Annotated in this window: 3 protein-coding genes; 2 read left to right on the top strand and 1 reads right to left on the bottom strand. The window is 35.3% G+C overall.

From position 1 onward, the window contains the following. Both HRT72_06060 and HRT72_06065 read left to right on the top strand, forming a co-directional pair. Positions 1–508 (top strand): spermidine dehydrogenase (locus HRT72_06060; GenBank protein NQY67271.1); only part of this gene is annotated, 508 nt, incomplete at its 5' end. A 218-nt stretch (positions 509–726) separates the two neighbouring features. Next, entirely contained in the window at positions 727–6438 is a 5712-nt protein-coding gene (locus HRT72_06065) for a carboxypeptidase regulatory-like domain-containing protein (GenBank protein NQY67272.1), read from the top strand. A gap of 49 nt (positions 6439–6487) precedes the next feature. Here the strand turns inward: HRT72_06065 and HRT72_06070 are convergent. Then, positions 6488–6955 (bottom strand): DUF839 domain-containing protein (locus tag HRT72_06070; protein ID NQY67273.1); only part of this gene is annotated, 468 nt, incomplete at its 5' end.

Below are 6955 nucleotides of genomic sequence, written 5' to 3' on the forward strand. Positions count from 1 at the left end.
AAACTGGAGGGCTTTCAAAGAGAAAAATATAGGCTTGGCGATTAGTCCTGGTAATTTGCACAATATGGCCTTCTTGGATTTTCCAGTAAGCATGGGAGGCTACAAGTTCTCTCGAACACCTAACGATCCAATACTGATGAATATGATTTGGATGCCCAATAGCGATACCTATGGGATGGCGCCGAGAGAGCAATTCAAAGAAGGGAGATACAAATTACTAGCTAAAACTTTTAACGATTTCGAGACGGAGATTAAAGGGCATATTGGAGGTATGCTTGCCGGTACGGATTTCGATGCGAACAGAGACATTAGTAGTATTACTGTGAATAGATGGTCGCATGGATATGCTTACTCAGGAGCAGATCTCTACGATATAGACATGTATAAGAATGCAAAAATCGGCAGAAAGAAGTTTGGAAGAATCACCATTGCGAATTCGGATGCTGGAGCCACAGCCTATATGTACGCAGCAATAAATGAAGCCAAAAGAGCAGTGGAGGAGATGTAATAAGTGTAAGTTTTTTCTTAGGAATTCTTAACTGTAAAATGTTTTTTTATTGAAAAGGTTCTGTTTCTCGTTCTTGATATTTGATTTCTTTTAGTTTGTCTTTACCCTTTTGTACAGCGGTTATTGAGATTTTTATTAGGAGTTTAGGAATGCTTTAGGGAATTCGATTTAAGGGTAAAAAGTATTAATCGGGTTATTTTAAGTACACAAAATAATTTATGAAGTACGTTTTCCTCTTTTTTCTATTGGTCATTTTTTCATTTAATTCAAATGGGCAAATTTTAGAACGGAGTAGAGAAAACAGTTATAACGTCAACGTTTATAAACTAGAATCTAAAAACGCAAAGAAGTTTTTTGATTTAAAATACGGCTACCATTTTCCTTCACGTTTTTTGAAAAGCAAAGTTGATTCCTTTCCTTCTGATAGCGCTTCCTATTACAAATCACTTCTTCCTGCAGGTAATTATATCTTAGTGCAAGCCGATTTTCATAGAAATAATGCGGGGGTTAGTGCAGAGTATTTTTCTGCTAGCCAAATAGAAGTTAAAATATTTAATAACAATAGAGACTTATCTATTTACGTATTTAAAAGGGGCACAAATAAAGTAATCAATGACGCCGAGTTGGTCGTCAATAGAACCAAGGTGCCTTTCAATTCATTAACAAATCGATATACATTAGAGAAAACTAATAAGCATGGATTATTACAAGTAAAGGTTGATGGAAATATTTCTTTCTACAAAATTGATAGAAATGTTAATAATTCTAAACTTCTCAGAGCCTATAGGAAAGTGATTCAATTAGCGCCAATTCGGATCGCTACTTTCCCGATTCGATATAGTTGGGGACATTTGTCCAATGCCTATTACTATGTAAGATTTGGTTCTTATTCATATGGAAGTAAAACAATTGGAAATGGGTATTTGGCCTTTAGTAAGCCAATGTATTTGCCGGGTGATACTTTGAAATGGAAAGCATTTTTGGTTAACAAAAATGGTAAAGCAATAACGTCCCCCATTAGAGTTTACATACATGATTCAAGGAATAGTTCTTTTGATGGTAAGAGAAAAGGTGTATTCATTAATCCTGAATCCCCTGGAGCTTATGTTTACGAAACGATTCTTGGCGATACATTACGAATAAATAAATCTTATAACGTTGACCTCTTTAAAGGCAAATCAAAAAAACTTCTGATATCTGAACAGTTTATCTTGGAAGATTATCAATTGGATGAATCAAGTTATGAAGCTAGTGTTGAAGAAACAGTCTATAGTAAAGGACAGCCTATCGTTGTGGAGCTTAGCGGAACGGATGCAAATGGACTGAATATTTTAGACAGTAGAGTAGAACTTAAATTAATTGCTGATTTCACAATTGAGTTTCTTCAGGATACTGTTTTTATTCCCAAAACTCTTTGGGAGAAAAAAATAGAATTGGACCCTTTGGGAGATACGCGAGTGTCAGTTCCTGATTCTATTTGGCCCACCGCAAATATTGCCGTTTCCGTTGAGGCCGTTTTTAATAATAGCAATAATGAAACGCACGAAGAATCTTTCAAGTTTGATTACATAGGGATTCCAGGAAGGATAAATTCGAAGCTAGAAAAAGACTCTATCATAGCCATGTTTTATGTTAACTCAGAAAATATTCCAGTAAAAGGAAGATTGGTAGAGCTATACTATAGCGATACCTTGTCTGACCGAATGATCGCTTTCCCCTTTAAGGAAAAGTTGAAAACGCATATTACATCTTATGTGTTTATAAAGGGGGATGTTAGGGAAGAAGTTTTGCTAAATGAACAGGGAAGTCTTTTTGAATGCGATAGATACAGAGATAATAGTAGAATGAAGATTGAGTTTATCAATCCGCGAAATATCCCGATAAGCTATACCATTTACAAGAATGGAAACACGATTGAGGAACAAGGTGTAACCGTCGCATATGAGAATAATATGGTAACAGATATAGAAGATAATTATGCAATTGCTTGTTCGTATATCTGGGGCGGAGAACCTGTTAATTTGAATTATAATTTATCGGTTTATAGGAACGGATTACAAGTCGATATCCAGCAGCCTGATAGAGTATTTCCTGGACAAGAAGTTGACATTACTGTTCTTGTAAAAGACGAAGAGGGAATTCCTGTTGAAAATGTAAATGTTTTAGCCGGAGCTTTCAATAGTCAATTTGATAATGACGAAATTAAACGTGTTCCTGCACTGGGTAAAATATGGAGGAGACCTTTCATTAATTCACACGGAATATCAAATGTGTCTAGAAATAATAGAACACGAAATTTGGACGATTGGTCTACCGAGTTTCGCTTGGATACTATTCCTTTATTCCAGCTGATGTACCCTGAAGATGGAATGGCACTTATCTATGATTCAAGTCGTATTCTTCCCAACGCTCAGTTCGCTCCACATTTATATCGAAATGGAAATAAACATTATATCGACATGATTTTGGTGGATGATAAACTGGTATACTATAACAGATTAAATTATGGTAGAAACTATTCCTTAATTATTGAAGAAGGGAAGCATAAAATAACATTAAGAGCGGATGCTAAACTATATGAAATAGAGGGTGTTGTGTTGAAGAAAGGTGCGAAGTTAGACCTCTCATTGGACCTGAGAAATATTCCCAAAAGAGTAAAAATTACTAGGACTACAGCGGCTTTAACGACAGTTGAAAAGGACAAAGTTTATCGATCAACGTTATATTTTAGAGCAGACATTTATAACAAGAAAATGTGCTTGTGGCAAGAAGGTAGCCCTGTGAAAACCGTTTTGAGAAGTGGAAGGAGATACGCCGTTGGTCCTATTAAACCAGGATTTGTATATCTCGATGTTGAGGGCATGCCTACAAAAAAAATATTCTTTAAACCAGGAGAGGAGTTGATTGTCTATGCTGATTCAATTTCTCCAGAAATCGAAACAAATTTTAAAGATCAACGGTTTTATTATACTCCAAGTAATACTCAAAAAATTGGTGATGTAGTAGATACTTCCAAAGTAATATTAGAACGTAAAGTTATTCCACGCTTTGATTTTCTTTATAGAGGAGAAAATGATGCACATTCGGATAGTTCAGGAACGTTTCAATTTGAATATACCGGAGACTCTTCCTTTAATTTAATGCGAATTTGTAAGATTGAAGATCCGTCGACAGCTAGATTTTATAGGGGTTATAGTAGGATGTTTACTAAACTATCTCCAGGTTGGTATCAAATGATGCTTATTAAGGAAGAAGGTAATTACTATATTTTGGATTCGGTTGAAGTAAAAGCCAGAGGAATTAATTTTTTGCGATTTGGAAATGAAAATATAAAGTTGGCTAAGTCTGCTCTTGACCTAAACAGTATGACTTACACGACCAATAAAATGGCTGGAAAATATAGTTATCAATTACTTAGAAGTACAGGCGAACCAGAATTGTCAGGTACTCTAACTAACGTTAATGGTGAACCCATACCTTTTGCTAATATAACTGTACAGAAGAACGGGAAGGTAGTTGCGGGTTCACCAACAAATTTCGATGGTGTATTCAAAATAAAAGGATTAATACCAGGTACTTATGATATAGTTGCTAAGTACATTGGGTATCTCCCTTTGATAGTGCCAAATATTGAATTAACTCAAGGCGTTCATGTAATTGATCTAAGGATGGCAAATGAAAGCATCAGCCTTGATGAAATGCAAGTTGTAGCTTTTGAAGTGAATTTAATTGACCATAAAGGGGGATCCTCTTATAAGCAATTAGAGGAATTGGATCTTCATAGAATGCCAGGAAGAGGAATGGAAAGTCAGGCATTATTGGCGGGTGGAGTAGTTGCCAGTGAGGGTGAGATAGAAAGTATTCGAGGGGCTAGAGGTGATGCCACAGTATACTACATTGATGGAATTAAAGTGTTGAGATTAGCAGATCTTCCCCAAAGTTCAATTGATTTAGCGATGCAAAACGATAAAGATTTTGAGAAAATAGTGTTACCCATGCAGGGAGGCGTTAGTGTTAATTCTAAATATAAAAATCGAAATAATTTTAATGATGTTGGTTATTGGCAACCAAATCTATATACGAATTCGAAGGGTGAAGCTTCTTTTAAAGTGAAATTTCCGGATAATATTACGAGTTGGAAGTCATATGCTCTTGCAATGGATGAAAAGAAGAATTCTGGAATGCAAGTGACCCAAGTTAAATCATATCTGCCGATGCAAGCCCAATTGGCTACACCCCGATTTATGCTTCAAGGCGATAAGGCATTGGTAATAGGTAAAATATCTAACTACAATGATAATGTAGAGAAAGTGAATTCTACTTTTTTATTGAATGGTGATGTACTTTCAAATATAGATACGACGGTTGAACATTCGATTATTGAATATTTTGAAATTGCAACATTTCAGACTGACACGATGGAAGTCTCTTACTCAATAAAAGGAGGAGAAAGTTTTAGGGATGGCGAGGAAAGGCATATTCCCATATTACCTATTGGTGTTAAGGAAACGGAGGGTGCTTTTTATTCCCTAAGAAAAGACTCTGTTATTAATTTGAGCTTTGATAAATCTAGAGGCAATGTCACTTTATATGCTGTAAATAACACGTTGAGTCCAATTTTAGATGAACTGAAAAAGTTGGAGGAATATCCTTTTTATTGTATGGAACAGACTGCCTCTAAATTGATTGGATATCTCCTTAAAAAAGAAATTTATAAAAAGTTAAATAAGCGTTTTAATGACAATAATGAAATCAGAAGGTTGATTAAAAAACTTGAAGCTGCTCAAAATAAAAATGGAGGATGGGGTTGGTGGTCACTGTCTCTCAGCAATCCATGGATGTCATCTTATGTCTTGAAAGCTCTTTGTCGTGCAGAACAAGCTGGGTTTAAAGTGATAAATATAGAATTGGCCATAAAACGTTTGACTTGGGATTTGAAAGTATTAAAGGGAAATGAGTTTTTATATACTCTACAAACACTATCCGAGTTAAATGCAAATATTCCTTATGCAAACTATTTGAAAAAGATTGAGGGTAATGAATTAACATCTTATAATAAGCTAATGATTTTAAAAATTAGACAAGACAATAATTTGACCTACTCTTTAAATAATGTTTTGTCTAGAGTGAAAAAAACTTATATGGGCAACTATTATTGGGGTGGAGAAAAATGTAACTGGTATAGCAATTCTACTGATGTCACTTTATTATCGTATCAATTAATTGAAGGTATGGATAGTTTACACCCTTTCCTTCCCTTAATTAGAAATTACTTTTTAGAGGTGAAAGGTGGTTATGAATGGCAGAATACAATTAAAAAAGCGCAGATTATTAAAACCATTTTACCAGGATTAATAAGAGATTATGGTGCTAATTCTAAACATGCTACACTCGAAATAATTGGTCAAGATAAATCTATAATTGAAGATTTCCCGTACAGCAATACGATTTCGGATTTTGGTGAAATGAAAATTAAGAAGACGGGTGAAGGGCCAATTTACTTGACGACACATCAACAGTCTTGGAATACGACTCCTAATGAGGTAGATAGTATGTTCAGGATAGAAACATGGTTTGAATCCGACGGCAAGAAATTAGATACCTTGATTGCCGGTCAATTAACAGATTTGAAAATTAGAGTAATAGCTAAACGGAAGGGGGAATATATAAATATTGAGGTGCCAATACCTGGCGGGTGTTCATATGGAAACAACGAAAAGAATAAATCATTCAACGAAACACATCGTGAATACTTTAAGCATAAAACGAATATTTATTTAGAAAGAATGGAAGCTCGTGAATATGTATTCACAATAGCACTTCAACCAAGGTTTTCTGGGACTTATTCAATGAATCCTGCGAAAGCCGAACTGATGTATTTCCCTATGTTTTATGGTAGAAACAAAATTGAATCCACAGTAGTTGATTGATGGAAAGACAGTTTTCTATTAAAAGAAATGCAACGTGTATTTTCTTGCACTACTTCGTAAACCCCTCAATCAATACCGTACACGATTTATTAAATGGAGCTGGGTTGTCTGGGCTCGGGTGCTGGATATTGACAACCATATCGCCATTGGGTAAGAAAATCACTCCGGTGGTTTCCGAATCCCTAGGAGCTACGGCAAAACGAATTAGATCGTTAACAGTGGGGTTGGAGATGCTCATGTCTAAGAAGTATATTTCATTGTAAACCCATTCGTTTGCGGTTGCTTCTTTGTTAACTCTTCCTCTACTGCACCAATAGATATCTTCGCTAATTACTAAGTACGTTTTGTTATCAATTGTAACCGACGTGTTGCAATCTGGATTCGAAAATACACCAGACGAGTCACTGAAAAAACCACCTTCCAAATAAGCCGACATCTTGTTTGTTGTCGGATCAAATTCTAGAATTCTACCAAAGGGATCGTCGTATTTATCTTGCTCTTTTTTTAAATTTTGTGT

It is taken from the genome of Flavobacteriales bacterium, assembly GCA_013214975.1.
Lineage (GTDB): Bacteria > Bacteroidota > Bacteroidia > DT-38 > DT-38 > DT-38.

Excerpts from the sequence above, each read along its gene's own strand:
- HRT72_06065 (NQY67272.1), top strand. The coding sequence starts at position 727 with ATGAAGTACGTTTTCCTCTTTTTTCTATTGGTCATTTTTTCATTTAAT.